Below are 25,927 nucleotides of genomic sequence, written 5' to 3'. Positions count from 1 at the left end.
GGCCGAGAACAGGGGTCGGCCGGCGTTGTTTCATTCCGAGAGCGGAAAACCATCCTTTCATGATTGCGGGTGCAGACTGATCCGAACGGCCGCCCCCGAGCGAGGAGCGGACCGGTGCGGGGATCGACGGTTGGACGAAGCGCCACTCCAGGTTCGCGGCGGCCTGTTTCTGGGCATAGCCGAGGCCAGCCAGAACGCCCTGGCCGTGCTTCGGCGCGACGGCCGCGTGACCTTCATGAACCGGCGCGGGCTGGACCTGCTGCAGGCCGGCGAGCTGGCCGGGATCCGTAGCCGCAGCTGGTATTCGCTTTGGCCGGCCGAGCACGCCGCCGCCGCCCAGCATGCGGTGGAGACCGCGGCCGCCGGCCAGACCAAGAGCTTCCGCGTGTTCCTGGCCGTCGAAACCGGCGCGCCGCGCTGGTGGGATACGGTGGTGTCGCCGGTGTTCGACCGGGCCGGCCGGGTGATCCGGGTCCTGACCCAATCGCGCGACGTCACCGCAGAGATCGAGACGCAGTCGTTCCTCGACACCATCATCGACCACGTCCCGGCCGTGCTCTACGCCAAGGACGCGCGCAGCGGCCGCTACGTGCTGATGAACCAGGCCGCCGAGCGCATGTTCGGGGTCGAGCGCGACGACGTGCTGGGCCGCACCGACGCCGACCTGATGCCGGGCCGCCTGGCCGCGCTGCGCCGGCGCCTGGACCAGAGCGTGGTCCGCTCCGGCCGCGTGCACCTGGAGGAGATGGAGATCCCGGTCGCGAACGGCGCCAAGCGCCGCTTCCGCGGCCGCTCGCTGGCCACCTACGGCGACGAGGGCGCGCGCCACATCATCGGCGTGGCCGAGGACGTCACTGACGAGCACGCCGCCGCCGAAGCGCTGAAGGCGGCGCTGGAGCACGCCGAGTCCGCCAACCGCGCCAAGAGCGAATTCCTGGCCAACATGAGCCACGAGATCCGCACGCCGCTGAACGGCGTGGTGGGCGTGGCCGACGTGCTGGCCCGCACCCAGCTCAGCCCCGCCCAGCGCGAAATGGTCGAGCTGATCCGCGCCTCCGGCGAGACGCTGGAGCGCCTGCTGTCGGAAGTGCTGGACCTCGCCCGCGTCGAATCCGGCCAGGTCGAGATCCAGGTCGAACCCTTCCACCTGGGCGACGCCCTGCGCTCGGTCGCCGGCCTGCTGGCCCTGCGCGCCGAGGAGAAGGGCGTGGCGTTCCGCGTGGACATCCCGGCCGAAGCCGACGCCTGGGTCCTGGGCGACGCGGTGCGCGTGAAGCAGATCCTGACGAACCTGCTGTCCAACGCGGTGAAGTTCACCGAGTGGGGCGAGGTGCGTCTGAAGGCGGCCTGCGACGCCGACGGGGCCTGGCGCTTCGAGGTCAGCGACACCGGCGTCGGGTTCGACGCCGCCGACAAGGAACGCGTGTTCGGCCGCTTCCAGCAGGCCGACGGCTCCATCACCCGCCGCTTCGGCGGCACGGGCCTGGGCCTGGCCATCTCGCGCCAGCTGGCCGAGCTGATGGGCGGCGACCTGGACTGCGACTCCACGCCCGGCGAAGGCTCGAACTTCACCCTGCACCTGTCGCTGGCCGAGGCCGAGACCCCGCGCTCGGCGACCAGCGCCCAGGAGGCCCTGGAGGAGCCGACGGGGGCCGACGACCGGCCGCTGCGCGTGCTGCTGGCCGACGACCACCCGACCAACCGCAAGGTGGTCGAACTGATCCTCGACCAGGTCGGCGTCGAGATGGTCTCGGTCGAGAACGGCCAGGAGGCGCTGGACGCCTTCCGCGAACTGCCGGCCTTCGACCTGGTGCTGATGGACATGCAGATGCCGTTCATGGACGGCCTGACCGCCACCCGCGAGATCCGCCGCTGGGAGGCGCAGCAGGGCCTGCCGCGCACGCCGATCCACATGCTCACCGCCAACGCCCTGGCCGAGCACCTGGAAGCCGGCCGCGCCGCCGGGGCCGACCGCCACCTGGCCAAGCCGATCGCCGCCGACCGGCTGATCGCCGCCCTGGCCGAGGCCGCAGAGATCGCCGAGGCCCGGCAGGCGGCGTGAACCCGGACGCGGTTTAGGGGTTTACCCTAGAGCCTTTCGGTTCCGAACCAGACGGTTCGGAACCGGTGAAAAGGCTCTAATTCTTGGATTAGGGCGCGATCATCGCCGAAACCGGCCTCCACTTTCGGCGATCGCGCCCTGAGAAGCTCCGCTTGCCGCCCGACGGTCGAATCTCCACCTTGGAAGCATGAGCGATCGTTCCACCGGCGCCGCCCCTTCGCGACTGGTGGCGGTGCTCGGCCCGACCAACACCGGCAAAACCCACCTCGCGGTGGAACGCATGCTCGCGCATTCGTCGGGCATGATCGGCCTGCCGCTGCGGCTGCTGGCGCGCGAGGTCTATGACCGCATCGTGCGCGCGCGGGGGCCCCGCTCGGTCGCCCTGATCACCGGCGAAGAGAAGATCGTCCCGCCGCGGCCGCAGTATTTCGTCTGCACCGTCGAGGCCATGCCGCTGACCCGCGACGTGGACTTCCTGGCCATCGACGAAATCCAGCTGTGCGCCGACCCGGCGCGGGGTCACGTCTTCACCCAGCGCCTGCTGCACGCCCGCGGTCGCCACGAGACCATGTTCCTGGGCGCCGGCACCATCGCGCCCCTGATCCGCCACCTGTTGCCGGACGTGGAGATCGTCACCCGCGAGCGGTTCTCCCACCTCACCTACGCCGGCCCCAAGAAGCTGACCCGCCTGCCCGCGCGCACCGCCGTGGTCGCCTTCTCGGCCGACCAGGTCTACGCCATCGCCGAACTGATCCGCCGCCAGCGCGGCGGCGCGGCCGTGGTGATGGGGTCCTTAAGCCCGCGCACCCGCAACGCCCAGGTCGAGCTCTACCAGTCCGGCGAGGTCGACTTCCTGGTCGCCACCGACGCCATCGGCATGGGCCTGAACATGGACGTCGACCACGTGGCCTTCGCCGGGCTGCGCAAGTTCGACGGCAAACGCACCCGCTGGCTGCACGCCCAGGAGATCGCCCAGATCGCCGGCCGCGCCGGCCGCTTCCGCACCGACGGCACCTTCGGCGTCACCGGCGACTGCCCGGAGATGGACGAGGACCTGGTCGAGGCGGTCGAGGAGCACCGCTTCCAGCCGGTGGGCGGGGCCGAGTGGCGCAATTCCCGGCTCGACTTCAGCTCTTTGAGCGACCTGCTGCGCTCGCTGGTCGCCCCGCCGCCGCTCTCCGGCCTGAAGCTGTCGGAAGAGGCGTTGGACGAGACCACCCTGCGCCAGCTGGTCAAGGACGAGGACATCGTCGCCGCCTGCCGCAACCGCGAGAGACTGCTGCGGCTGTGGGACGTCTGTCAGCTCCCCGACTTCCGCAAGGTCTCGGTCGACGAGCACGTGCGCCTGGTGCGCTCCGTGTTCGAGCACCTGACCGGCCCGCGCCAGCAGCTTTCCGACGGCTGGATCGCGCCGCAGTTCCAGGCGCTGGACCGCACCGACGGCGACATCGACGCGCTCGCGCGCCGGCTCGCCAACGTGCGCACCCTGGCCTACGTCGCCAACCGGCCGGATTGGCTGAAGTCGCCCGGCCACTGGCAGGAGAAGATGCGCGGGCTGGAGGACCGGCTGTCCGACACCCTGCACGAGCGCCTGATGCAGCGCTTCATCGACCGGCGCACCAGCGTGCTGATGCGCGCGCTGCGCGTCCGAGACGAGGTGCTGGCCGGCGTGGGCGAGGACGGCGCGGTGACGGTCGAGGGCCACTACGTGGGCGACCTGCACGGCCTGCATTTCGCCCCGGCCCAGGGCGGTTCGACGCTCGAGGACCGCGCCCTGCGCGCCGCCGCCCAGCGGGCTGTGGGACCGGAGGTGGCGCGTCGGCTGGGCCGGATCGCCGCCGAGCCGGACGAGGCGTTCGGCCTGCTGCCCGACGGCACGGTGACCTGGCGCGGCGAGGCGGCGGCGAAGATCGCCGGCGGCCGGATGTTCTCCCCGCGCGTGCGCCTGTTCGGCGAAATGGGCCCCGAGCCCGCCCGCGCCCGCGCCGCGCAACGGCTTGAGGCCTGGCTGGCGGCGGAAGCCGGCCGCAGGCTGGGCGCACTGAAGCGGCTGGAGGCGGCCGTGGCCGACGGCGGCCTGCGCGGCCTGCCCCGCGGAATCGCCTGGCGGCTGGTCGAGGCCGGCGGGGTGCTCGCCCGGCGCGAAGTCGAAGGCGACCTGAAGGCGCTCAGCCAGACCGAGCGGCGCGCCCTGAAGGGCCTGGGCGTCCGCATCGGGGCTTTCAGCGTCTGGCTGCCGTCGTTGCTGAAGCCGGCCGCGCGCACCCTGGCCGGGGCGTTCGCCGCGGTCGAGACGCCCGCCTGGCAGGCGCCGCCGGACCAGCTGACGCCCTTGCCCCAGCCCACGCCCTCGCCGCGCGCGCTGTCGGCCCGCGGCCTGCGCGCGGTCGGCGGGCTGGCCGTGCCGGTCGAGGCTCTGGAGCGGCTGGACGCCCTGCTGCGCGCCGCGCCGAAGCAGGCGGGCGGCGCCATGCTGTCGGATCAGGCGCGCGACGAGCTCGGCTGGTCGGAGGCCGAAGCCGCCGCCGTTCTGCGCGGCCTGGGCTACGCCCCCGCCCGCAAGGCGGTCGGCGACGAACCGGCGGTCTGGCGCGCGCGTCAGCCGAAGGCGCCGGCCAGGGCCGCGCCCCCGCCCAAGGACTCGCCCTTCGCCGCCCTCGCCGCGCTGAAGCGGGCCGAGCCGAAGCGCCGGCGCCGCCCGCGCCGTCCGGCCAAGCCCCGGGCCTCCGCATGACGCCCGAGACCGGCGAGACCTGCCGCGCCGACGTCTGGCTGTGGCGCGCGCGCTTTTTCAAGACCCGCGGCCTGGCGGCCGGCTTCATCGAGGAAGGGCGCGTGCGCCTGACCCGCGCCGAGGGCCGCGCCTGCGATCGGGAGGCGCGGCTGGACAAGCCCTCGCGCACGGTGCGCCCCGGCGACGCCCTCGTGTTCGCGGTCGGCGGGCGGCTGGTGGCGGTGCGAATCGAATCCTGCGGCGAGCGTCGCGGCCCCGCCAGCGAGGCCCGCACCCTCTACAGCGACCTCGACGCGCCTTCCCCGGATGCAAAGGCCCCGGACTCCGTCGCCGAATCGGGCGGTTGACATCGGGCCTTCGGGGATCAAATTGCGCGCCGCGCGAAGCCGCGCTTTCTCTCCCGTCCGCCGCCAGCGACGTATCTAGAGTGTTTCGATGACCTACATCGTCACCGACCCGTGCGTGAAATGTAAGTTCATGGACTGCGTGGAAGTGTGTCCTGTCGACTGCTTCTACGAAGGCGAGAACTTCCTGGTCATCAACCCGGACGAATGCATCGACTGCGGGGTCTGCGAGCCCGAATGCCCGGTCGACGCCATCAAGCCGGACACCGAAGACGAGCCCGACGGCAAGTGGCTGCAAGTGAACGCCACCTACGCCAAGGTTTGGCCGAACATCACCCATAAGGGCCAGCCGCCGGCCGACGCGGCCGAGTTCGAACGCGAGACCGAGAAGTTCGAGAAATACTTCAGCTCGAACCCCGGCAAGGGCTCCTAAACCTCGGCCGAACGCGGCCAGCCTTTATTTCGGCGTCTTTTCGTGATACCGTCAAAAACAGTCGGGCGGCTCACGCGCAAAGCGGGCCGCCCGCGTTCATGAATGAGAGCTGTCGCTCATAAAGGCGCGCCATCGGCAAAGGTCGGGATTCTCGAACCAGCGTTCAGAACCGCGCCGGGACGGCCCCTGACCGGGCCGCGCCGGCGTCGGATCGACGCCGCAGACGGGACTTCCGCACGTCGCGCGCCTTCGAAAGGACATTGCAGGTATGTCGAACAAGCCGACCGGTCTGGACTTCAAGGTGGGTGACCACGTCGTTTACCCGGCCCACGGCGTGGGCCACGTGGCCGGCGTCGAGACCCAGGAAGTCGCCGGCATGTCGCTGGAGGTGTACGTCATCACCTTCGACCACGAAAAGATGACCCTGCGCGTTCCGACCAAGAAGGCCAAGACCGCCGGCCTGCGGCCGCTCGCCGCCGAGGACGTCGTCTCCAAGGCCCTGACCACCCTGAAGGGCCGCGCCCGGGTGAAGCGCACCATGTGGTCGCGCCGCGCCCAGGAATACGAAGCCAAGATCAACTCCGGCGATCTGATCTCGATCGCCGAAGTGGTCCGCGACCTGCACCGGGCCGAAAACCAGCCGGAACAGTCCTATTCGGAGCGCCAGCTGTACGAATCGGCGCTGGACCGCATGGCCCGCGAAGTCGCCGCCATCGAGCGCATCGACCGCGACGCGGCTGTGGCCATGCTGACCAAGTCGCTGACCAAGGCCGCCTGAGGCCGCTCAGCCCTGAAAAGCGAAACGCCCGGCCGAAAGGCCGGGCGTTTTTGTTTGCGCGTGCCGGCGCAGGCTTACTTCTTTTCGGTCCCGGGCGGCGGGCAGGTGTCGCTGATCCGCTTGGCGGTGATCGAGCCGGCCACGCCCAGGCCGTGAATGGTCTTCACGTTGGCCTTCAGCTTCACCAGGGTCGGGGTGTAGGTGCCGTCCGCTTTCACCTTGGCCTCGCGGCCCTTCTTGTCGGTCCAGGTCCCGTCCAGCTTCACCTTGCCGTCGCCGACCTCCTTCACCGGATAGGTGCACTTGTAGTGGCGGGTGCAGGGGTTGAAGAGGAATTTCTCGATCTCGTCGGCCTTCAGGCACTTGTATTCCTTGGAGACCGGGATGATCGCGACCCTGGCCTGGTACTCCCAGTAGCCGGGCAGCACGCCGGTCGGCTTGGTCTGGGCCTGCGAGGCGACGGGGCCCGCGATCAGCGGGAGGGCGAGCGCCGTCGCGGCCAAGGGCAAGGCGCGGAAACGAACGCGATTCATGGGCGGTTCCTCACACTCGGCTGCTGCCGTCAGGGGCTGGGTTAACGACTATATAGTCACGCCGCAGGCTCGCCCAGAGACCCCGGGTCTGCGGCATTCGCGCCGGGCGGGAAACGGCCCGTGCGAGGCTTGACGCCGACGAAGGCCCCGGCCTATAAGCCGCCCTCTCGCGTGGGGGACCCGTCTCCCGCGTGCACCGTATTTTCCGCGGAAGGTTTCTTCGCCATGTCGCGCCGCTGCGAACTCACGGGCGTCGGCCCCATGGTCGGCCACAACGTGAGCCACTCGAATATCAAGACCAAGCGCCGGTTCCTGCCGTCGCTGCGCGAAACCGCGCTGCAATCCGAAGCGCTGGGCCAGTCCTATCGCCTGCGGATCACCAACGCGGCTCTGCGCACCCTGGACTTCAAGGGCGGGCTCGACGCCTTCCTGGTCAAGGCCAAGGACGAAGATCTGTCGCAGCGCGCCCTGCGCCTGAAGCGCCAGATCAAAGCCAAGCTCGCGCAGGCGACCGCCTGAGCCGAGGGGCTAAGGGGCTGAGAAAAGGCCGGCGGTGACGCCGGCCTTTTTGTTTGCGCGCTCCTCAGCCGAACATCGCCACGGCCGCCGCCGCGCCGAGCGCGAGCGCGGCCGCCGCGATCACGAGCGCGGGGCTCACGCCTCGCTTCTTCGCCGTATCGATCGCCGCCTGCGACGGATCGGCCAGGTCGATCGAGATTCGCGCTCGACGGCGCTCCTCCCCGAGCAATTCCGCAGACGCGGGCGTCCCGCCGGCTTCCTCGTCCGTGCCCAGCGGCGAGGCCGCGGGATCGAACACCGCGACCTTCTCGCCGGTCAGGCCGCAGTCGATGTCGGCCTGCAATTCGCAGGAGGTCGCCACCGGGCGCAGCGGCCCGGCGCGAGGCGGAGGCTTTGATTCGTCTGTACGCATCACGGGGATCCCTTTGACCCTCAACGGGTCGGGTCCCGCGGCGTTCCGCGACGCGCTCAGGGCGCCGCGGGCGGCTCGACGATCGGGAAGGTCGGCGAGAAGTCGTCCAGCAGGCCCAGGAACTCCACCAGCCGCCGCGGGTCGCCCTGCACGCGCACACGGCCTGCGGCCAGCGCCTCCGGCAGGGTGAGCTGCTTCAGCGTCACGGCGTCCAGCGTCGCGCGGTCCAGCACCAGGCTGACGTCGGCCTTCGGCTCGGGATCGGCCTTCAGCCAGGTCAGAGCCGCGTGCTCGAGGTTCAGCACGTAGGTCTCGTTCCGGTCGGGGAAGGTCCAGTTCATCAGCAGGCGCTTGCCGGCCGCACGCTCGCCGTTCAAGCGCACGCCCAGGAAGTCGAAGAAGGTCGGCAGGTCGACGCCCTTCAGCACGTCGGCCGACAGGGTGGTCAGGCCGGCCTGGGTCGGCGCCCCCTCACGCAGCTCCTTCGCGCCGGTCAGGTAAGCGTTGCGCCAGATGGCGGACTCGGCCTGGTAACCCAGCTGCTCCAGGGCCGCCGCGCTGAGCTCACGGGCCTCCCGGTCGGCCGGATCGGCGAACACCAGCTGGCTCGTCACCTGCGCCACCCAGCGGTACTCGCCCTGGGCGTAGTCGGCGCGGGCGCGCTTCAGCACCGCCTTGGAGCCGCCCATGTAGGCGATGGTCTTCTTCGCCTGCTCGACGGTGGGCAGCGGGTCGAGGTTGGCCGGGTTTGCGTCGTACCAGCCGAGATACTTCTGGTAGACCGCCTTGGCGTTGTGGCTCAGCGTCCCGTAGTAGCCGCGCGTGGCCCAGTCTTGCTCCAGGCCCGGCGGCGGCTTCAGCATCGCCGAGATGTCGGCCGGCTTCAGGCCCTGGTTGGCGAGCCGCAGCGACTGATCGTTGACGTACTTGTAGAGGTCACGCTGGTTCGCCAGCAGCTCGCGCGCGCGGACCGGGTCGAAGGTCGGCCAATGGTGCTGGGCGATCAGCACGTCGGTTCGGTCGCCGTAGCGCTGCAGCGCCTCGCCCAGGTAGCGCGACCAGGCCGAGCCGTCGCGCACCTCGGCCCCCCGCAGGGTGTAGAGGTTGTGCATGGTGCGGGTCGCGTTCTCCGCCATGTCCAGCACCCGGAACTGCGGGAAGTAGAGGTGCATCTCGGCCGGCGACTCGGAGCCGGGCGCGAGCTGAAACTCGATGTCGACTCCGTCGACGCGGCGGGTGTCGAACGGCTTGGCGATGACGTCGGTCGGCGCGATCAGGCCGGGCGCGCCGCGCGACACGGTCTTGCCCAGGCCGGTGTCGACCAGGCCGCGTTCGCCCGGCGGCAGGAGCGGTCCGAACTGGTACTGGGCGCGGCGGCTCATGGCGTTGCCGGCCAGCACGTTCTCGGCGGTGGCGTGCGCCATGAAGCCGTCGGGGGCGATCACCACCGCCTTCCCGGCCGCGACGTCGGCGTCAGAGATCAGGCCGCGCACGCCGCCGAAGTGATCGGCGTGCGCGTGGGTGTAGATCACCGCGACCACCGGCTTCCTCGGACGGTGCGCGTAGTAGAGCTCCAGCCCCGCCTTCGCGGCCTCGGGAATCGTCAGGGCGTCGACGACGATCAGGCCGGAGTCGCCCTCCACGATGGTCATGTTGGCCACGTCCAGGCCGCGCACCTGGTAGACCCTGTCGGTGACCCTGAAGAGGCCGTGGAAGGTGTTCAGCCGCGCCTGGCGCCACAGGCTGGGGTTCACCGTCGCGGGGGCGGTCTCGCCCTTCAGGAAATCGAACTGCTGCTGGCTCCACAGCACGCGGCCGTCGGCGGCCCGGATCTCGCCGCCCGGCACGCTGCCGAGGAAGCCGCGGGCGGCGTCCTCGAAGTCGCGTTTGTCGGCGAAGGGCAGCTTGTCCAGGAGGCCGGCGTTGGCCGTGCGGGTGGCCGAGGTGGCGTCGGCGGGCGCGGGCTCCGCGGCCTGGGCGGTGGTGGCCGCCACGGCGGCGAGAAGGGCGAGAGCGGCGGATTTCAGGTGCAAGGCGGGGTCCCCCAAGCTGGGCGAAAAGCATGCGGCCGCGCCGCCGGACCGAAGTTCGGCCGGCTGAGGCGGTCGTGGTGGAAGCGGGCGCGGTCCCGGGCCGGAGGTCGGGACCGCAGGGCCATCAGGCGGCCCAGTCCTCGGCGATCATCTGCGCGCCCTTTTCGGCGATCATGATGGTGGGCGCGTTGGTGTTGCCGCCGACCAGGGTCGGCATGATCGAGGCGTCGACCACGCGCAGGCCCTGGACGCCGTGGACGCGCAGGCGCTGGTCGACCACGGCGAACTCGTCGGCGCCCATCCGACAGGTGCCGACCGGGTGATAGATGGTGTCGGTGCGCCGGCGCAGCAGGCTGATCAGCTGCTCGACGTCGTCGCCGGCCTGGTAGATCTCGCGCCCGGCGTAGCGGGTCAGCGGCCCCGAGTTCATGATCTCGCGGGTCAGCTTGTAGCCCTTCAGCAGGGTGGCGACGTCGTCGTCGTGCGAGAGGAAGTTCGGGTCGATTCGCGGCGCGGCCATGGGGTCGGCCGAGCGCAGGCCGACCGAACCGCGGCTCTTGGGTCGCAGCACGCAGACGTGGGCGCTCATGCCGTGGCCCAGGTGCAGCTTGCGGTTATGGTCGTCGACGACGCCGATCACCCAGTGCAGCTGCACGTCCGGGCGCGACAGAGACGGCGCGGTCTTCAGGAAGGCGCCGGCCTCGCCGAAGTTGGTCGCCAGCGGCCCGGTCTGGGTCTTCCGGTACTCGAAGAAGCCCTTGGCCATGGTGGCCACGCCCGGGACCGAATAGCCCATCAGGCTCTGGTCGGGGGACTTGTAGGCCAGGATGTAGTCGGGGTGGTCGACGAGGTTGCGGCCGACGCCCGGCAGGGCGTGGCGGGTGGCGATCCCGTGCGGCTTCAGCTCCGACTCCGGACCGATGCCGGACAGCAGCAGCAGCTGCGGCGAACCGAAGGCGCCGGCCGCCAGCACGGTCTCGCGGCGGGCCGTCAGGGTGGTCTTCTTGCCGCCGACGCGGACGTTCACGCCGGTGACCCGCTTCCCCTGCATGGCCAGGCCGGTGGCGCGCGCACCGGTCAACACGGTCAGGTTGGTCCGCACCCGGACCGGGTGCAGGAAGCCCACGGCGGCGCTGCAACGCCGGCCCTTGCGGATCGTCACGTGGTAGTGGCCCACGCCCTCCTGCTCGGCGCCGTTGAAGTCGTCGTTGACCTGGTGGCCGGCGGTCCGGCCCGCCTCGACGAAGTCGCGGGTGGCCTGGTGGGCGTCGAGCGCGCTGACCGTCAGCTCGCCGCCCGCGCCGTGGAAGTCGTTCGCCCCGCCGAAATAGTCCTCGGACTTTCGGAACAGCGGCAGGACGTCGTCATAGCCCCAGCCTTCGTTCCCCAGCGCCGCCCAGTCGTCGTAGTCGCTGCGGTGGCCGCGGATGTAGATCATCGCGTTGATCGCGCTGGACCCGCCCAGGGTCTTGCCGCGCGGCTGGTAGCCGACGCGCCCGCCTAGCCCCGGCTGCGGCGTGGTCTTGAACGCCCAGTTCACGTGCCTGGTCGGAAGGATGCCGAGAATGCCGGCCGGGGTGTGGATCAGCGGCGAGGTGTCGGCCGGGCCGGCCTCGACCAGGCAGACGCTGACGCCCGGATCGGCGCTCAGGCGGTTGGCCAGCACGCAGCCGGCCGAGCCGCCGCCGACGATCACGTAATCGAACTCCATACGCCCGCCTCCCGAACAGGTCTTTGGAGCAGGCTAGGAGAGCGAACGCCGGGTGGGCGGGCGGCGCTACCCGTTTTGGGGAGTCCCGGCGCGTCAGCTTTCGACGAGGACGCCGCGCTCCATCAGAGCGTTGGCCAAGCGCGCGATTTCGCCCGCGTGGCGTTGAACCAGCGCCAGGAACTCCGGGCTCTGCAGGATCTGCTCGTTGACCCGGATGCCGACGTGGGCGTCGCGGCGCAGCACCCCGTCGTCGATCATCTGCTTGGTCTTGCGGCGCGCCGTCTCGCGCGGCAGGCCCGTGGCCGCAGCGATCGACAGGGCCGTGCAGCGGGTCATGTCCTCGCTGGGGATGGGAACGCCGAAACGCACGTAGTGCTCCGGCGAGTCCGTGGCCTTCACCGGCCGCTCGGCGGTGATCGCGCCGACCGCCAGCAGGATCATCAATCGGTCGACGTCCGAGCCGAACATCTCCCGGAAGGCCTCGATCAGGCGCAGCAGGGCGACCGCGGTCTGCAGGGCGACCATGCGGCTCTCAGCCCGGACGGCTTCGGCGTCGACCGTGTAGCGCGCCATGGCGCCCATCTTACGCCTCGCGTGCGCGCACGGACATCAACCGGCGCGCCCCGTCATGACGAACAACGCCAGCCGCTGCAGCAGGCCGCCGTACGGCGGGTGGAACAACTCGATCGGGAACAGCCGGTGCTGGTCGTACACCGCCTTGGCGTGGGAGAGCTCCCGGAAGCCCTCGTCGCCGTGGTAGTTGCCCATGCCCGAGGTCCCGACGCCGCCGAACGGCAGGTCGTGGTTGACCACGTGCCAGCCCCAGTCGTTGAAGGTGACGCCGCCCGAATGGGTGCGCTTGAGCACGGTCTCGCGCTCGGCCGGGTCGTGACCGAAGTAGTAGAGCGCCAGCGGCCGGGTCCCGATGTTGATCCGCTCCACCGCCTCCTCGAACCGGTCGTAGGTGAACACCGGCAGGATCGGGCCGAAAATCTCTTCGCGCGCCAGGCGCATGTCGTCGGTGACGCCCAGCACGACGTGCAGGGGCATGCGACGCCCCGCCCCGCCTGGCGCGACCAAGACCGTCGCCCCCTTGTCGCGGGCGTCCTCGATCAGGGCCTGCTGGCGCGCGTAGGCGCCGTCGTGGATCAGGCTGCAATTGTCGTCGTCCCCGCAGAGCCGGTCGGCGGCGGCGACGGTCATCTGCGCGAAGACTTCGGCCGAGGCGCGGGGCACCAGGGCGTAGTCTGGCGCGACGCAGACCTGGCCGGCGTTGGTGGTCTTGCCGTGGGCGACGCGTCGGGCCGCGACGCGCAGGTCGGCGGTGGCCGACACCAGGGCCGGCGACTTGCCGCCCAGTTCCAGCGTGACCGGGGTCAGGTTGTCGGCGGCGGCGCGCATGACGTGGCGGCCGATCTCCGGCGAGCCCGTGAAAACGATGTGATCGAACGGCAGGCGCGAGAAGGCGGCGGCCACCGCCGGCCCGCCTTCGACCACCGCAACCTCGTCCCGGTCGAAGCAGGTCGCCAGCATCTGTTTCAGCGCCTGAGAGGTCTGGGGCGCATGCTCGGAGGTCTTGATCATGCAGCGGTTGCCGGCCGCCAGCGCCGTCGCCAGCGGGCCGAGCACCAGGTAGATCGGGAAGTTCCAGGGGGCCATGATCCCGACCACGCCCTTGGGCTGGTAGGCCACCCAGGCCCGGTTGGTCAGGAACAGCCATTCCACCCCGCGACGCGACGGCTTCATCAGCCGGCCGAGGCGCCGCAGCAGGTGGTCGACGTGCAGCACCGAGGGCGCGACGTCCAGCATCAGGGTCTCGGCGGTCGCGCGCGAGCCGAAGTCGGCCTGGGCGGCCTGGGCCAGGGCCGAGGCGTGCTTGCGGATGGCCGCGCGCAGCCGCTTCAGCGCCGCCCGGCGCTGGGCCAGCGACGGATAAGGTTGCGTGTGGAACGCCGCCCGCTGGCGGGCCAGCGAGAGCTGCAGGTCGGCGACGGATGGCTGGGCGTGGAGCATCGGGCGTCCTCGCGAAAAGCGGGTCCGGCGCAGCACTCGCGCCGAAAAAAAGCCGGCCCGGCGCTAGGCCGGGCCGGTGAGTGGGCAGCTCAGGAAGTACTCAGAACTTCACCCGCGCTTGCAGGGTGACGGTGCGGCCCTGGCCGACCAGGTTGTAGTGGCTGTTGGCCTTGAAGGTGTTGTAGGCGAGCGGCGTCGGGCCGCCGAACTGCAGCACCTGCTCGTCGGTCAGGTTCTTGCCGAGCACGGCCAGTTCCCAGCGACCGGCGCTGTCGCCGAGCGCGAGGCGCAGGTTGGCCATGGCGAAGGCCTCCTGCACCTGCGCCGGGTCGAGCTGGGCGGAGGCGTTGTAGCCGGCGTTGGCCGCCACATCGATCGAGCCGCGGAATTCCAGGTCGCCCGTGATCGGCCGCTCGTAGTCCAGCGCCAGCGCGCCCTGCCAGTCGGCCACCAGTTGGTTGGTCTTGCCGGTGTAGTCGCATTGCTGGGTGACCGGGTTGATCACGTCGGTGGTCTGGCCCGGATAGCACTGGCCCATCTTGTGGTCGGTGAACTCGAAATCGGTCAGCGAGAACGAGGCACGCGCGGTCAGGTTGTCGGTGACGGCGAAGCGGCCGTCGGCCTCCAGACCGTAGGTGCGGGCGTCGGCGTTGCCGACCACGAAGCCGAGCACGCCGTCGAACACCGAGACCTGCAGGTCCTGCATGTCGGTGTAGTAGACGGCCCCGTTCAGCTCGGCCCGGCCGCCGAGCAGGCGCATTTTCGAGCCGACCTCGTAGGTGGTGGCCTTCTCGTCCGAGAACTCGAAGGCGTCGGCCATGGAGCTGTAGAAGCCCCGGTTGTTGCCGCGGAAGTCGAAGCCGCCCGACTTCGAGCCCTTCGCCCAGGTGGCGTAGAGCATGATGTCGTCGTTGACGTCGTACTGGACGTTCACCGACGGCGTGAAGGTGGTGTCGTCGATGACGCCCGACACGGGATGCGTGCCGAGGAGGGCCGCCAGGCCCGCGGCCTGGGCCGAATAGGTCGGAACCCCCATGCTGGCGATCGTGGTCAGGTTGGCCGACGAGACCTTGAAGGCGTTGGCGTAGACGATCGGCGCGACGATCGCCTGCGTCCCGGCCAGGGCCGTGCCGTCGAGCTTCTGGATCGTCAGGGTCCGGTCGCCGTCCTTCTGTTCCTTGGTGATCCGGCCGCCGACGGTGAAGCGCAGATCGTCGGTTACGTGCCATGTGCCCTGGGCGAAGGCCGACTGCACCTTGGCGTCGACCGAAGCCTGGCGCGAAGCGCGGGTGCCGGCGAGCAGGGTGCCGGCGCCCGGGTTCGACATGTTGATCACCGGGACCAGCACGGAATCCAGCGGCACGTTGATCTGGTCGGCGTACGCGTGCTCGCTCGACTGGTAGAAGCCGCCGACGATGTAGTCGAACTTCCCGCCGGTCGGCGACACCAGCCGCAACTCGTGGCTGACCTGCCGATAGTCCTCCTGCAGGGCGGCGTTGAACACCACCGCGCCGGTGAAGTCGCAGTCGCAGACTTCGTTGTAGGCGAACTTCGACAGGCCGCTGATCGCGGTGAGGGTGCCGAGCTTGGTTTCCCAGTTGGCGGTCAGGACGTAGTTCTGGGTGTCATTGCGGCTAAGGTCGCCGTTCGACGAGCGGATCCCGTCCCTCGTAATGTTCGACACCGACGGATCGACCACCACCGCGTCGGTCGGGCTCAGGTTTCCGATGAAGGTCAGGATCTGGTCGTAGGTCTTGCCGGCGAAGGCCGGGTTGGCCGAGGTCGACGGCGTCTCGCCGAAGATCTCCATGTTGCGGCCGTTGACGTTGAACCGGCCCTTCTCGGCCTTGATCGTCACTTCCAGGTTGTCGGTGACGTCGATCGCGACCGTGCCCCGGACGTTCCAGTCCAGCCGCTCCGGCTCGTCGCGGTCCAGGGTGGCGTTGTGGATGTAGCCGTCGCCCTCGTGGTAGCGGCCGGCCAGGCGCACGCGCATCTTCTCGTTCAGCGGCCCGGACAGCATGCCGACCGTCTCGGTGTCGTTATGCTCCGGGTCGTAGGCGACGGAGAGCGAGCCGGTCGGATTGAAGCTCGGCTCGGCGGAGACGATGTTCATCGCGCCGGCGATGGCGTTCTTGCCGAAAAGGATCGACTGCGGGCCGCGCAGCACCTCGACGCGCTGCACGTCCAGGAAGGGCGAGCGGGTCTGCTGGGCGCGGCCGTAGTGGATGCCGTCCACATACATGCCGACCGACTGCTCGAAGCCCTGGTTGACGCCCGAGAAGATGCCGCGGACGGCGATGTTGGTGCCGATGCCGGTCTCGGTCATCGAGAAGTTCGGCACCTTGGTCTGCAGGTCCTGCAGCTTCTGGACGCCCTGCTCCTGCAGGACCTCGGCCGAAACTACCGCGACCGAGATCGGCACGTCCTGAAGCGTCTGCTCGCGCTTCTGGGCGGTGACGACGATCTCGTCGAGCGTGGCGCCTCCGTCGTTCGGCGCCTGCCCACCGTCCTGCGCGAAAGCCGCCCCGGCGGCGAGCGCGCACACGCTGGCCGTCGCGGCCAGCAGCTTCATTCTGGTCATGTCTTCCCCCGACGACCCCGCTCTTCTTCGGATTCCGACGGGGCTCAGGGAGAAGGCTAGTTACGGCGGCGCAGGCGCGTCTTGCCGGGGCGCGACAGAAAGTTATCTTCATGCGACAGCGAGCGTGCGACTATTGTCGCATCTCGCCCGCAGGGGGAAACGCGATGAGCTTGATGGTGCGCGCCGACTGCGCCCGGGGCTTCCCGGCGCTGGTTCGACAGCTCGGCGGCGACCCCGTCCGTCTGCTCGCCGAGGCGCACATCGATCCCGCCGCGATCGAGGACCCTCGCGCCTTCATTTCACACCGCGGACTGGTCCACGCGCTGGAACGGGCCGCGGTCACCCTCAACTGCCCGGACTTCGGCCTGCGCCTGGCGGCCGAGCAGGACATCGACGTGCTCGGGCCGATGGCGGTGGCGGTCGGCAACGCGCCGACCGTCGGCGAGGCGCTGAGCTTCGCGGGCAAATACCTCTACACCCACTCTCCCGCGGTGCAGCTGACGCTGGAGCCGGTCGCCGGGACGTCGCGCGTCGCCGTCAAGCTGGAGCTGTTGTTGCCGCGGCTGGGGCCGCACCGCCAGGCGATCGAGGCCCACGTGGGCCTGCTCGGCCGCATCCTGGCGGTTCTCTCGGACGGGCGGCTGCGCCCGCTGGGCGTCACCTTCCGCCATCGGCCGCTCACGACCGCGCACGCACAGTTCTTCGGCGCGCCGGTGCGTTTCGAAGCGTCCGAGGACGCGGTCCTGATCACGGCCGAAGACCTAGCCCTGCCGATCCGCGGGCGCGACGCGCAGCTGCACGAGATCGCCGCCGGCTATCTCCAGGCGACCTTCCCCGCCCCGGCCGGGCGGCTGGCGGCCCAGGTGCGCGCCCTGGCCGAGCGGCTGCTCAGCGTCGAGCGTTGCACCCACGTGGAGGTCGCCGCCGCGCTCCGCCTGCAGCCGCGCACCTTGCAACGGCGCCTCAAGGACGAAGGAGCCAGCTTCGAGGACCTGCGCGACGACGCGCGGCGGGGGCTGGCCCTGCGCTATCTGGCCCAGCCGGAGCTGCCGCTGTCCCAGGTGAGCGCCCTGCTCGGCTACGCGGAGCCCTCGGCCTTCACCCGCAGCTGCCGCCGCTGGTTCGGCCTGTCGCCGCGCCAGTTGCGCGCCGATCCGGGCGCGCGCGCCGCCTGCGCCTGAGATCTCAGTACCGCTCGGCGACGAACCGGCGGCCGCGCAGTTCGTCGTCGTACTCGCCCTTCTTCGAGCGCTTGGGCAGCTCGACCTCAGCACGCTTGGGCTTCTCGTAGGGGATCAGCGACAGGATGTGGCGGATGCCGTTCAGCCGGGCGCGCTTCTTGTCGTCGGAATGCAGGATCCACCAGGGCGACTCGTCGCGGTCGGTGGCCTCCAGCATGCGGTCGCGCGCCTTCGAATAGGCGTACCACTTCTCGTAGGCGCCCAGGTCCATGGGACTGAGCTTCCACTGGCGCAGCGGGTCGGTGATGCGCGCCTGGAAGCGGCGCTCCTGCTCGTCCATGCCGACCTCCAGCCACAGCTTGATCAGCTGGATGCCGGACTCGATGACCCACTGCTCGACCTGAGGCGTCAGCTCCAGGAAGCGGTCGCGCTGCTTCTCGGTGCAGAAGCCCATGACGTATTCGACGCCGGCGCGGTTGTACCAGCTGCGGTCGAACAGCACGATTTCGCCGGCGGCGGGGAAATACTGCAGGTAGCGCTGGATGTAGAGCTGCGACTTCTCGCGGTCCGACGGCGCCGGGAGGGCTGCGACCCGGAACACCCGCGGGCTGACCCGTTCGGTGATGGCCTTGATCAGGCCGCCCTTGCCGGCGGCGTCGCGGCCTTCGAACACGATGACGACGCGCGCGCCGGTCGACTGCACCCAGGCCTGCAGGTGGGCGAGCTCGACCTGCAGCTTCTGCAATTCCTTCTCGTACTCCTTGCGCCCGAGCTTTTTCGTTTTGCCGTCGGACTTCTTGCCCATGGCTCAGGTCTCCAGGCCCAGCACCGCCGACGTGTGACGCGCGACCATGCGCTCTTCGTCGGTAGGTACGACCCAGGCGGAAACCTTCGAGCCGGCGCCGCTGATCCGTCCCGCTCCGGCCGCGTTCGCGGCTTGGTCCAGCTCCAGGCCCAGCCAGGCGCAGCCGGCGGCGATCTCGGCCCTCGCCTGCGCGTCGTTCTCGCCGATGCCGGCGGTGAAGATCAGGCCGTCGACCCCGCCCAGCGCCGCGGCCGTCGACCCGATCTCGCGGACGATCCGGTAGACGAACAAAGCCACCGCCTCGGCCGCCGCCGGATCGTCGGAGGCCCGGAGCGCGCGCATGTCTGAGGACACGCCGGAGACGCCCAGCAGGCCCGAGCGCTTGTAGAGCAGCTCCTCGATGGCGCGGGCGTCCATGCCGTACTGGTCCATCAGGTAGATCAGCACGCCCGGATCGAGCGAGCCGCTGCGGGTGCCCATCATCAGGCCCTCGACCGCGGTGAAGCCCATGGTGTTGGCGACGCTGCGGCCCTCTTTCACGGCGCACAGGCTGGCCCCGTTGCCGAGGTGGGCGATCACCACCCGTCCCTTAGCCAGCTCGGGCGCGACGTCGGGCAGGCGCTGCGTGACATACTCGTACGACAGGCCGTGGAAGCCGTAGCGGCGCACGCCCGCGTCGGTGATCTCGCGCGGCAGGGCGTAGAGCTGAGCCAGATGCGGCTGGCGGCGATGGAAGGCGGTGTCGAAGCAGGCCACCTGCGGGATCTGCGGGGCGGCGTCCATGATCGCCTGGATGGCGGCCAGGTTGTGCGGCTGGTGCAGCGGGGCCAGCGGGCTGAGCGCGGCCAGGTCGACCATCACCTTCGCATCCACCCGCACCGGCTCGACATAGGCCGTGCCGCCGTGCACCACCCGGTGGCCGATACCGGCCACCGGCACGCGCCGGTTCAGCTCCACGGCGGTCTCAAGAAGCGCGTGGGTCGCCGCCTCGTGGTCGAAGCCCGCGGCCGGCCAGCTGCGCTCGGCGACGCTCTCGCCGTGGCCGTCGGAGATCTTCAGGCGCGGGTTCACGCCGATGCCCTCGACCTTCCCGCGGAACAGCTGGTCGCCCCCGCCAGCCTCGTAGAGGGCGAACTTGATGCTCGAGGAGCCCGCGTTGAGGACCGCGATGCGCCCTTCCATGGTGGTCGCTCCTGCAGGCGACAGGGCCCGTCGCCTCAGGCGACGATGTTGGCGCCCCCGTCGACGTAGATGGTCCCGCCGGTGATCCGGCGGGCGTAGTCGGTGGCCAGGAAGGCGCAGGCCGAGCCCACGTCGTCGACGTCGACCAGCTCGCCCAGCGGCGCCTTCTGGGCGGCCTCGTTCAGCATCAGCTCGAAGTCCTTCAGGCCCGAGGCCGCGCGGGTCTTCAACGGCCCGGGCGAGATCGCGTGCACCCGGATGCCGGCGTCGCCCAGCTCGTAGGCGAGGTAGCGGCAGGCCGCCTCCAACGCCGCCTTGACCGGGCCCATCACGTTGTAGTTCGGCACGACCCGGGTCGCGCCGTAGTAGCTCATGGCGAACATCGTCCCGCCCTCGGTCATCAGCGGCGCGGCCAGCTTCGCCATCCGCACGAACGAGTGGCAGGAGACGTCCATCGCCTTGGCGAAGCCCTCGGCCGAGCAGTCCAGGAGGCCGCCCTGCAGGTCCTCCTTCGGCGCGGAGGCGATGGAGTGGACCAGGCTGTCCAGCCGGCCCCAGCGCGTGCGGATCAGGTCGAACACCGCCTCCAGCTGGCCGGGGACGGAGACGTCCAGCGGCGCGGTGATCGAAGCGCCGACCTGCTGCGCCAGAGGCTCGACATAGCCGCGCGCCTTGTCGTTCAGCCAGGTCACGGCCAGCTCCGCCCCCGCCGCGCGGAAGGCCTTGGCGCAGCCCCAGGCGATGGAGTGCTCGTTGGCGACGCCGACGATCAGCGCCTTATGCCCGGTCAGGACGGAACTTGCGGGTTCGGCCACCACCCGCCCTCAGCCGACCGCTTTGCCGGGATTGGCGCGCTTGTAGGCGGCCACCAGCACCGCCACTGCACACGACGCCAGCCTCGTCAGCAGGGCGTCGGCCCGGCTGGTCAGGATCACCGGCACGCGCGCGCCCAGCACGATACCGGCGGCGTCGGCTCCGGCCAGGAAGGACAGGCTCTTGGCCAGCATGTTGCCGGCCTCCAGGTCCGGCACCACCAGGACGTTGGCGCGACCGGCCACCGGCGAGGCGATCTTCTTGATCGCCGCGGCCTCCGGATCGATGGCGTTGTCCAGCGCCAGCGGGCCGTCCAGCACGGCGCCGGTGATCTGGCCGCGCTCGGCCATCTTGCACAGCGCCGCGGCCTCGACCGTGGAGAGAACCTTCGGATTGACCGTCTCCATAGCCGACAGGATCGCCACCAGAGGCTGGGCCACGCCCATGGCGTGGGCCAGGTCGATCGCGTTCTGAACGATGTCGACCTTCTCCTCGAGGGTCGGGGCGACGTTCACCGCCGCGTCGGTGATGATCAGCGCGTCGGCGTGGCCGGGCACGTCCATGATGAAGCAGTGGCTGATGCGACGCTCGGTGCGCAGGCCCGTCTCGCGCTTGACCACCGCGCCCATCAGCTCGTCGGTGTGCAGGCTGCCCTTCATCAGGGCCTCGGCCCGGCCGGCGCGGACCAGCTCCACCGCCTTGGCGGCCGCGTCATGGCTGTGGGCGGCGTCGACGAGCTCGAAGGCGGAGATGTCCAGCGAGCCCTTGGCGGCCACGTCGCGAATGCGCGGCTGCGGCCCGACCAGGATCGGCGCGATCAGCTTCATCCGCGCGGCCTCGATCGCGCTCTCCAGCGAGACCTGGTCGCAGGGATGGGCGACGGCGGTGGCGACCGGCGGATGGCGGTGGGCCACCTCGACGAGGCGTTCGAACTTGTCGTGCCGCCGTCCGTTCGGCGGCTCCGTCGAGTCAGGCATGGCCGGCCGCTCCCATCTCGAACAGGGCGTCCACGCGCTGCAGCCGGCGCCGTCCCTCCTCCGCCAGGTTTCCGCGGGCTTCGACCAGGCCGTGCACCTCGTCCAGCACGCGCTTCCGACGTCCGGCGTCCGGCGGCAGCAGCTTCGGGATCGCCTGGATGGCCCGCTCCTCGTCGAGGCGCAGCAGCAGGTCCTGCTCTTTCACAAGTTCCTTGAGCTCCGCGGCGGGCAGCCGCTCGTCGGCCGGCTGCGCCGCCCGCAGCACCTTGAACATGGCCGAGCCGCGCTCGTCGAAACTGCCGTCGGGCCGGTTGACGTAGATCAGGGCGCGGGCCGCCGCCTCGGACGCGCCGCCGATCTCGAACTTCTGCTCGAGGTCGGAGCGCAGCCGCGCCTCGTCCGCCTCGCGCACCAGGTCGCGCTCGATATGCCGGCGCGGCGCCTGGCGGTCGAGGCCGGCCGCGGCCTGGGTCAGGCGCGCGCCGTAGGCGGCGACGAAGGCGGCCTCGGTCATGGCGTCGCGCGCCAGGCCGTAAGCCTGCAAAGAAGCGCTGATCCAGGCCGCGGTCGCCTTCTCGATCGCTACCAGCGGATTGTCCGGCTCGGCCGGCTCGCGGCCCTGGCGCACCGCCTTGGCCAGGCCTTCGACCGGCTTCATCAGCGGGTTCACGTCGGAAAAGGCCGCAAAGCGCAGCCGGTTCGGGTGCGTCCAGCGCAGCACCTCGGCCGACAGCGGCGTGCTCATCGCCTGCACCGTCGGGGCCAGGAAGTCGCGATAGAGGGCGAGATTGGTCTCCGACACCCGCGCCACCGCCGCGAAGCGCAGATCGTCGTCGGGCCGTTCGCCGACGATCTCGGCCACGTCGGCCACGGTCCGCGGCTGAAGGGAGAACAGCCAGCGACCGTCGATCAGGGCCGCGTTTGCAGTGTCCGGTTCGACCTCGGTGATCACCGCCTCGTAGAGCCCGGGCGGCGCCAGGTCGATCATGTCCATGCACGAGGTGAACTCGCGGTGCTCCTTGGTCGCCACCTTTCCGGACACGAAGATGCCGAGGTGGCCGATGGTCTGGTGCAGGCAGTAGACGATGGTCTGGCCGTTGGCGGCGATCTCGCGCTCGTGGTCGTAGATGTCGGTGATCCAGCCCAGCGCCTGCTGCGGCGGGGTGATGTTGTCGCCCCAGGAGCAGAACACCACGATCGGCGAGCGGATGTTGCGCAGGTCGATGCGGACGCCCTCGGAGGTGCGCAGCGCGCCGGTGGACAGCTTATTGCCGACGAACAGGTTGTCGGCGATCCACTGCATCTCTTCGGCGTTCAGCAGCACCGGGCTGCCCCACCAGGTCTCGAAGTCGAGGAACCTCGGCCCCTCGGTGTCGACCTTGGAATAGACGTTGTAGGGCTTCTCCCAATACGTGTTGGGCAGGTCGAGGCTCTCGAAATTGGCCACCAGGGCGGCGCCGTCGAAGATGCCGTCGCCCAGGTCGCCCGCCAGCGCCGTCATCCAGGTCCCGCCCAGCACGCCGCCCAGATAGCGCAGCGGGTTCTTGCCGCGCTCGCCGGCCCAGTAGGACAGCGGCGAGCCGGCCAAGAGGATCGGTCCGGTCAGATCGGGATGGAGTGCTGCGGCCATCATCACCTGCCAGCCGGCCTGGCAGTTGGCGACGATCACCGGCTTGCCCTCGGCCTGCGGGTGACGGCGTGCGACCTCGGCGATGAACGCCGCCTCCGCCTCGCACACGTCCTCGATGGTCTGGCCGGGCAGGGGCTGGGGCAGGAAGCCGACGAAGTAGCAGGGGTGCCCGGCGGCCAGGGCAACGCCGATCTCGCTGTCCTGCTTCATCCCGCCGATGCCGGGGCCGTGGCCGGCGCGCGGGTCGACCACGATGTAGGGCGGCTTGGCCGGATCGGTCTTCACGCCCTCGGGAGGCTTGATGCGCACCAGGCCGTAGTTGACGGGTCGGGGCAGGTTGCGCCCGTCGAGCACCAGTTCGTCGGCCGCGAAAGTCAGCACGTTGGGCGCGGTCGCCGCGTTGTGCTCCCAGTACTGGTTGCCCCGCTCCCTCAGGATGTCGAGAAACAGGATCGAGCGCTGCCAGGCGTCGACCCAGTAGTCCGGCACGGGGCCGAACGCGCGCCAGGCGGACATGTCACTCACCCCCGTTGGACGGATTTCTCGCCGGTGGATTGGACGGATTTCTCCCTGGTGGAACGGCCGGAGACGCCGTGTTGATCCCGGCCGCCGGGGCAGCGGTGTGCCAGCCGCCGCCCAGCGCCTTGTAGAGGTTGACCACCGCCAGCAGCTGGTCGCGCTTGGTGCGGGCCAGGGCGTCCTCGGCCGGGAACAGCTGCTGCTCGGCCTCCAGCACCTCGAAATAGCTGGCCCGACCCCCATCGTAGCGGAGAAGCGCGAGGTCCATGGACTCGCGCAGCGACGCGACCTGGCGTTCCAGCGCCGTGCGCTGACGCCCCAGGGTGTCCTGCGCGGCCAGCGCGTCGGAGGTCTCCTGGAAGGCGGTCAGGACGGTCTTGCGGTACTCCGCCACCGACTGGTCCCAGAACGCCCGACGCAGATTGTACGCCTCCTCCAGCCGGCCGCTGGTGAAGATCGGCCCGGCGGCGTTCAGGGCCAGGTTCCAGAGCCCGAAGCTGTTGGTGTCGCCCTCGAAGTGGACGATGTCGCCGCCGAGCAGGGCCGAGAGGCCGACGCGCGGGAAGTAGTTGGCCACGGCGACGCCGATCTCGGCGTTGGCCCGGATCATTTCCTGCTCGGCGCGCAGGATGTCCGGCCGACGTTGCAGCACCTCGCTGGTCGCGCCCACCGGCGTCGGCGGGGCGATCTGCTGATCCAGCGGGCGGCCGCGGGCGATGGCGCGCGGCGGGACGCCGAGCAGGACGCTGAGCGCGTTCTCCTGCTGGGCGATGGCGCGCTTCAGGTCCTCGACGTCGGCCTGGCTCGCCTGGTAGCCCGACGAGGCGCGTTCGACCGGCAGCTTGCTGTCCTTGCCGGCGTCGAAGCGCAGGGTGAACAGGTCCAGCGTCCGGCCGTAAACCTTCTGGCTCTCCTGGGCGATCTCCAGCTCGCGGTCGAGCGTCAGCAGGCGGAAGTAGCCGGACGCGACCTCGCTCACCAGGGACAGGACAACGCCGCGGGCGACGTACTGCTGGGCGTAGAGGTTGGCTTCGGCCGCCTCGGTCTGACGGCGGATGCGCCCCCAAAGGTCGATCTCCCAGGAGGCGTTCAGCGCCCCGCCGATCGCAGCGAACCGGGCGGTGCCGATGTCGTTGGGCTCCGGCGTCAGGGTCTGCTGGGTGCCGAGGAAGGTCTGGTAGTCGAGCTGGGGGCCGCCCTGCGACTCGACGATCCCGACCAGGGCCTGCGCCTGCTGCACCCGCGCCGCGGCGATCTCGAGATCGTGGTTGTTGGCCAGCGCGTCGGTGATCAGCGCCTGCAGGGCCGGGTCGGTGAACACGCTTTGCCAGGGTTGCTCGGCGATCGAACCGGCGGCGGTCGTACCGGTCTGCCCGCGGAACTCGGCAGGATAGGTCGCCTCGGGCCGCTTGTAGTCGGGGCCCACCGTGCGGCAGCCGGTCGACGACACCGTCACGAGCAGGGCCGCCGCGGACGCGGCCAGCCGGGTCGTCGTGCGCACGCCAGGGGATCGCGCCTTCATAGCCCTACCCTTTCACTGAACCGCCGCGAGCATCTTCCGGAACCGGGAGAGGGTGACGACGGTGTAGACGGACCCGATCGCGAACATCTTCAGCATGTCCGGCCACACCATGGTGATGTCCGCATTCCGGAAGAGCACCGCCTGCGAAAAGCTGACGAAGTGGGTCGAGGGCACGAACTGCATGGCCTTCTGCAGCACCAGCGGCATGCTCTCGAGCGGGGTCTGCCCCCCCGAGAGCAGGTTCATGACGATGAACACGGGAAAGGCCAGCAGGCCGAATTGGGGCATGGAGCCGACCAGGGTGGCCAGCATGATCCCCAGCGCGGTGACCGAGAACAGGTAGATGCAGAGCCCGAGCAGGAAGAGCGGGATCGAGCCCGCGATCGGCACTCGGAGCACGCCCTGCACCACCAGGAACAGCGACGCCATCGCCGCGGCGACCACGACCAGGCCGTTGGCCCAGACCTTGGCGAACATCAGCTCGAAGGGGCGCAGTGGCATCACCAGCAAGTGCTCGATGTTGCCGTGCTCGCGTTCGCGCAGCACCGCCGCCCCGGTCAGGAAGATCGCCAGGACGGTGATGTTGTTGATCACCTGGTTGATGGCGACGAACCAGCCCTGCTCCAGGTTCGGGTTGAAGCGCGGTCGGGTCTCGAGCCCCACCAGGGGTTTAGCCTCCGGCTCTCCTTGGCCTCTCCAGAACGGCTCCACCGTGTTCTTGACGATCTCGGCGATGTAGCCCCCGCCGCGGCCGGCCTGGCTCATGGCCGTGGCGTCGGTGACGATCTGAACGGTCGGCTCGGCGTCCCTCGCCAGGTCGGCCTGGAAGTCCGGGGGGATGTCGACGACGAAGGTGTACTTGCCTCGATCGAGGACGCGGTTGATGTCGCTGAACGGGATCTCCTTCGCGGGGCGGAACTCCGGCGGCCGCAGGGCCTCGATCACCGCGCGCGACGCTTCCGACTGGTCCTCGTCGACCACCGCCACCGAGGCGTTGCGCACGTCCATCACCGAGCTCTTCGACGGCGTGATGACGGCGAAGGTGAAAGCGTACACGATCAGAAACAGCATCACCGGGTCGCGCGCGAGGCTGACCATCTCCTTCAGGCCCAAGTAGAAGATGTGCCTGAGGTTCTTCACCG

At 70.2% G+C, this 25,927-nt stretch carries 21 protein-coding genes; 7 read left to right on the top strand and 14 right to left on the bottom strand.

Annotated elements, in window-relative coordinates:
- Positions 1-130: 130 nt before the first annotated feature.
- The 5 genes from H8B08_RS01275 (at position 131) to H8B08_RS01255 (ending at position 6,351) form a co-directional block, all read left to right on the top strand.
- Entirely contained in the window at positions 131-2,062 is a 1,932-nt protein-coding gene (locus tag H8B08_RS01275; RefSeq protein ID WP_187448409.1) for a PAS domain-containing sensor histidine kinase, read from the top strand.
- Positions 2,063-2,249: 187 nt separating this feature from the next.
- Positions 2,250-4,796 (top strand): helicase-related protein, encoded by a 2,547-nt coding sequence (locus H8B08_RS01270; protein ID WP_187448408.1) that lies wholly within the window; start codon positions 2,250-2,252, stop codon positions 4,794-4,796.
- A complete protein-coding gene (locus tag H8B08_RS01265; RefSeq protein ID WP_187448407.1) occupies positions 4,793-5,143 on the top strand; it encodes an RNA-binding S4 domain-containing protein in 351 nt (116 codons plus the stop codon). Before H8B08_RS01270 ends, H8B08_RS01265 begins: the two co-directional genes overlap by 4 nt.
- Before the next feature lie 88 nt (positions 5,144-5,231).
- Positions 5,232-5,573, top strand: coding sequence for a ferredoxin FdxA (gene fdxA, locus H8B08_RS01260; protein WP_187448406.1), 342 nt, complete (start codon positions 5,232-5,234; stop codon positions 5,571-5,573).
- Between the two features lie 268 nt (positions 5,574-5,841).
- Positions 5,842-6,351 (top strand): CarD family transcriptional regulator, encoded by a 510-nt coding sequence (locus H8B08_RS01255; protein ID WP_187448405.1) that lies wholly within the window; start codon positions 5,842-5,844, stop codon positions 6,349-6,351.
- A 74-nt stretch (positions 6,352-6,425) separates the two neighbouring features.
- Here H8B08_RS01255 and H8B08_RS01250 read toward each other — a convergent pair whose 3' ends face one another.
- A complete protein-coding gene (locus tag H8B08_RS01250; protein WP_187448404.1) occupies positions 6,426-6,884 on the bottom strand; it encodes a DUF3617 family protein in 459 nt (152 codons plus the stop codon).
- 225 nt (positions 6,885-7,109) lie between these two features.
- Between H8B08_RS01250 and rpmB the strand changes: the two genes are divergently transcribed.
- Entirely contained in the window at positions 7,110-7,403 is a 294-nt protein-coding gene (rpmB, locus tag H8B08_RS01245; protein WP_163259867.1) for a 50S ribosomal protein L28, read from the top strand.
- A gap of 64 nt (positions 7,404-7,467) precedes the next feature.
- Here the strand turns inward: rpmB and H8B08_RS01240 are convergent, their stop codons facing one another.
- The 6 genes from H8B08_RS01240 to H8B08_RS01215 form a co-directional block, all read right to left on the bottom strand.
- Positions 7,468-7,746, bottom strand: a complete 279-nt coding sequence (locus H8B08_RS01240) for a hypothetical protein (RefSeq protein WP_187448403.1) — start codon at positions 7,744-7,746, stop codon at positions 7,468-7,470.
- 125 nt (positions 7,747-7,871) lie between these two features.
- On the bottom strand, positions 7,872-9,848 hold the full coding sequence (locus H8B08_RS01235) for an alkyl/aryl-sulfatase (RefSeq protein ID WP_187448402.1): 1,977 nt from the start codon (positions 9,846-9,848) through the stop codon (positions 7,872-7,874).
- 124 nt (positions 9,849-9,972) lie between these two features.
- Positions 9,973-11,559: a GMC family oxidoreductase gene (locus tag H8B08_RS01230; RefSeq protein ID WP_187448401.1), complete on the bottom strand. Its 1,587-nt coding sequence runs from the start codon at positions 11,557-11,559 to the stop codon at positions 9,973-9,975.
- A gap of 93 nt (positions 11,560-11,652) precedes the next feature.
- Complete coding sequence (locus H8B08_RS01225; protein WP_187448400.1) at positions 11,653-12,132, bottom strand: hypothetical protein; 480 nt, start codon at positions 12,130-12,132, stop codon at positions 11,653-11,655.
- Positions 12,133-12,168: 36 nt separating this feature from the next.
- A complete protein-coding gene (locus H8B08_RS01220) occupies positions 12,169-13,572 on the bottom strand; it encodes a coniferyl aldehyde dehydrogenase (protein WP_187448399.1) in 1,404 nt (467 codons plus the stop codon).
- Between the two features lie 100 nt (positions 13,573-13,672).
- Positions 13,673-16,156, bottom strand: a complete 2,484-nt coding sequence (locus H8B08_RS01215; protein WP_187448398.1) for a TonB-dependent receptor — start codon at positions 16,154-16,156, stop codon at positions 13,673-13,675.
- Between the two features lie 164 nt (positions 16,157-16,320).
- On the opposite strand from H8B08_RS01215, the gene H8B08_RS01210 reads away from it, so the two are divergent.
- Positions 16,321-17,337 carry an AraC family transcriptional regulator gene (locus H8B08_RS01210; protein WP_187448397.1) on the top strand — a complete coding sequence of 339 codons (1,017 nt, stop codon included), beginning with the start codon at positions 16,321-16,323 and terminating at the stop codon, positions 17,335-17,337.
- A 4-nt stretch (positions 17,338-17,341) separates the two neighbouring features.
- On the opposite strand, the gene ppk2 is transcribed toward H8B08_RS01210, so the two are convergent.
- From ppk2 to H8B08_RS01175, 7 genes are read right to left on the bottom strand one after another with little or no spacing between them, the layout of a single operon-like run.
- Positions 17,342-18,142, bottom strand: coding sequence for a polyphosphate kinase 2 (ppk2, locus tag H8B08_RS01205; RefSeq protein WP_187448396.1), 801 nt, complete (start codon positions 18,140-18,142; stop codon positions 17,342-17,344).
- A gap of 3 nt (positions 18,143-18,145) precedes the next feature.
- Positions 18,146-19,324: an acetate/propionate family kinase gene (locus H8B08_RS01200; protein WP_187448395.1), complete on the bottom strand. Its 1,179-nt coding sequence runs from the start codon at positions 19,322-19,324 to the stop codon at positions 18,146-18,148.
- Between the two features lie 35 nt (positions 19,325-19,359).
- Positions 19,360-20,139, bottom strand: a complete 780-nt coding sequence (gene fabI / locus H8B08_RS01195) for an enoyl-ACP reductase FabI (protein WP_187448394.1) — start codon at positions 20,137-20,139, stop codon at positions 19,360-19,362.
- Positions 20,140-20,148: 9 nt separating this feature from the next.
- Entirely contained in the window at positions 20,149-21,114 is a 966-nt protein-coding gene (locus H8B08_RS01190; RefSeq protein ID WP_187448393.1) for a phosphate acetyltransferase, read from the bottom strand.
- Positions 21,107-23,260 carry a DUF3141 domain-containing protein gene (locus H8B08_RS01185; RefSeq protein WP_187448392.1) on the bottom strand — a complete coding sequence of 718 codons (2,154 nt, stop codon included), beginning with the start codon at positions 23,258-23,260 and terminating at the stop codon, positions 21,107-21,109. Before H8B08_RS01185 ends, H8B08_RS01190 begins: the two co-directional genes overlap by 8 nt.
- Position 23,261: 1 nt before the next feature.
- Entirely contained in the window at positions 23,262-24,785 is a 1,524-nt protein-coding gene (locus H8B08_RS01180; protein WP_187448391.1) for an efflux transporter outer membrane subunit, read from the bottom strand.
- A 12-nt stretch (positions 24,786-24,797) separates the two neighbouring features.
- The gene (locus tag H8B08_RS01175; RefSeq protein ID WP_187448390.1) at positions 24,798-25,925 is read right to left on the bottom strand and encodes an ABC transporter permease; all 1,128 of its coding nucleotides are present in this window, start codon (positions 25,923-25,925) and stop codon (positions 24,798-24,800) included.
- Positions 25,926-25,927: the final 2 nt, after the last annotated feature.

Source organism: Caulobacter sp. 17J80-11, from assembly GCF_014349105.1.
Classification (GTDB): Bacteria; Pseudomonadota; Alphaproteobacteria; order Caulobacterales; family Caulobacteraceae; genus 17J80-11.
This window is presented reverse-complemented; position numbering and strand designations above follow the sequence as displayed.

Bases quoted from the DNA above. Each gene is read 5' to 3' on its own strand.
- H8B08_RS01220 (WP_187448399.1), bottom strand. From the start codon at position 13,572: ATGCTCCACGCCCAGCCATCCGTCGCCGACCTGCAGCTCTCGCTGGCC.
- H8B08_RS01255 (WP_187448405.1), top strand. From the start codon at position 5,842: ATGTCGAACAAGCCGACCGGTCTGGACTTCAAGGTGGGTGACCACGTC.
- H8B08_RS01230 (WP_187448401.1), bottom strand. From the start codon at position 11,559: ATGGAGTTCGATTACGTGATCGTCGGCGGCGGCTCGGCCGGCTGCGTG.
- H8B08_RS01270 (WP_187448408.1), top strand. From the start codon at position 2,250: ATGAGCGATCGTTCCACCGGCGCCGCCCCTTCGCGACTGGTGGCGGTG.
- H8B08_RS01215 (WP_187448398.1), bottom strand. From the start codon at position 16,156: ATGACCAGAATGAAGCTGCTGGCCGCGACGGCCAGCGTGTGCGCGCTC.
- rpmB (WP_163259867.1), top strand. From the start codon at position 7,110: ATGTCGCGCCGCTGCGAACTCACGGGCGTCGGCCCCATGGTCGGCCAC.
- H8B08_RS01210 (WP_187448397.1), top strand. From the start codon at position 16,321: ATGAGCTTGATGGTGCGCGCCGACTGCGCCCGGGGCTTCCCGGCGCTG.
- H8B08_RS01180 (WP_187448391.1), bottom strand. From the start codon at position 24,785: ATGAAGGCGCGATCCCCTGGCGTGCGCACGACGACCCGGCTGGCCGCG.
- H8B08_RS01185 (WP_187448392.1), bottom strand. From the start codon at position 23,260: ATGTCCGCCTGGCGCGCGTTCGGCCCCGTGCCGGACTACTGGGTCGAC.
- H8B08_RS01250 (WP_187448404.1), bottom strand. From the start codon at position 6,884: ATGAATCGCGTTCGTTTCCGCGCCTTGCCCTTGGCCGCGACGGCGCTC.
- H8B08_RS01190 (WP_187448393.1), bottom strand. From the start codon at position 21,114: ATGCCTGACTCGACGGAGCCGCCGAACGGACGGCGGCACGACAAGTTC.
- H8B08_RS01200 (WP_187448395.1), bottom strand. From the start codon at position 19,324: ATGGAAGGGCGCATCGCGGTCCTCAACGCGGGCTCCTCGAGCATCAAG.
- fdxA (WP_187448406.1), top strand. From the start codon at position 5,232: ATGACCTACATCGTCACCGACCCGTGCGTGAAATGTAAGTTCATGGAC.
- H8B08_RS01265 (WP_187448407.1), top strand. From the start codon at position 4,793: ATGACGCCCGAGACCGGCGAGACCTGCCGCGCCGACGTCTGGCTGTGG.
- H8B08_RS01225 (WP_187448400.1), bottom strand. From the start codon at position 12,132: ATGGCGCGCTACACGGTCGACGCCGAAGCCGTCCGGGCTGAGAGCCGC.
- ppk2 (WP_187448396.1), bottom strand. From the start codon at position 18,142: ATGGGCAAGAAGTCCGACGGCAAAACGAAAAAGCTCGGGCGCAAGGAG.